General features: G+C 53.8%; 1 rRNA gene. It reads left to right on the plus strand.

From position 1 onward, the window contains the following. A 23S ribosomal RNA gene (locus NA330_RS23140) occupies positions 1-1725 on the plus strand; the annotation flags it as partial. Positions 1726-1749: the final 24 nt, after the last annotated feature.

The raw sequence follows: 1749 nt of genomic DNA on the forward strand, positions 1-1749 counted from the left end.
GTTGGGTAGGGGAGCGTTCTGTAAGCCTGTGAAGGTGGCCTGTGAGGGTTGCTGGAGGTATCAGAAGTGCGAATGCTGACATAAGTAACGATAAAGCGGGTGAAAAGCCCGCTCGCCGGAAGACCAAGGGTTCCTGTCCAACGTTAATCGGGGCAGGGTGAGTCGACCCCTAAGGCGAGGCCGAAAGGCGTAGTCGATGGGAAACGGGTTAATATTCCCGTACTTGGTGTTACTGCGAAGGGGGGACGGAGAAGGCTATGTTGGCCGGGCGACGGTTGTCCCGGTTTAAGCGTGTAGGTGTGTGTTCCAGGTAAATCCGGTTCACTTTAACACTGAGGCGTGACGACGAGGCACTACGGTGCTGAAGCAACAAATGCCCTGCTTCCAGGAAAAGCCTCTAAGCATCAGGTAACATCAAATCGTACCCCAAACCGACACAGGTGGTCAGGTAGAGAATACCAAGGCGCTTGAGAGAACTCGGGTGAAGGAACTAGGCAAAATGGTGCCGTAACTTCGGGAGAAGGCACGCTGACACGTAGGTGAAGTGATTTACTCATGGAGCTGAAGTCAGTCGAAGATACCAGCTGGCTGCAACTGTTTATTAAAAACACAGCACTGTGCAAACACGAAAGTGGACGTATACGGTGTGACGCCTGCCCGGTGCCGGAAGGTTAATTGATGGGGTCAGCGCAAGCGAAGCTCCTGATCGAAGCCCCGGTAAACGGCGGCCGTAACTATAACGGTCCTAAGGTAGCGAAATTCCTTGTCGGGTAAGTTCCGACCTGCACGAATGGCGTAATGATGGCCAGGCTGTCTCCACCCGAGACTCAGTGAAATTGAACTCGCTGTGAAGATGCAGTGTACCCGCGGCAAGACGGAAAGACCCCGTGAACCTTTACTATAGCTTGACACTGAACATTGAGCCTTGATGTGTAGGATAGGTGGGAGGCTTTGAAGTGTGGACGCCAGTCTGCATGGAGCCGACCTTGAAATACCACCCTTTAATGTTTGATGTTCTAACGTGGACCCGTAATCCGGGTTGCGGACAGTGTCTGGTGGGTAGTTTGACTGGGGCGGTCTCCTCCTAAAGAGTAACGGAGGAGCACGAAGGTTGGCTAATCCTGGTCGGACATCAGGAGGTTAGTGCAATGGCATAAGCCAGCTTGACTGCGAGCGTGACGGCGCGAGCAGGTGCGAAAGCAGGTCATAGTGATCCGGTGGTTCTGAATGGAAGGGCCATCGCTCAACGGATAAAAGGTACTCCGGGGATAACAGGCTGATACCGCCCAAGAGTTCATATCGACGGCGGTGTTTGGCACCTCGATGTCGGCTCATCACATCCTGGGGCTGAAGTAGGTCCCAAGGGTATGGCTGTTCGCCATTTAAAGTGGTACGCGAGCTGGGTTTAGAACGTCGTGAGACAGTTCGGTCCCTATCTGCCGTGGGCGCTGGAGAACTGAGGGGGGCTGCTCCTAGTACGAGAGGACCGGAGTGGACGCATCACTGGTGTTCGGGTTGTCATGCCAATGGCACTGCCCGGTAGCTAAATGCGGAAGAGATAAGTGCTGAAAGCATCTAAGCACGAAACTTGCCCCGAGATGAGTTCTCCCTGAGACTTAGAGTCTCCTGAAGGAACGTTGAAGACGACGACGTTGATAGGCCGGGTGTGTAAGCGCAGCGATGCGTTGAGCTAACCGGTACTAATGAACCGTGAGGCTTAACCTTACAACGCCGAAGATGTTTTGGCGG

The organism is Salmonella sp. NW722 (assembly GCF_051702785.1).
Classification (GTDB): domain Bacteria; phylum Pseudomonadota; class Gammaproteobacteria; order Enterobacterales; family Enterobacteriaceae; genus Salmonella; species Salmonella enterica.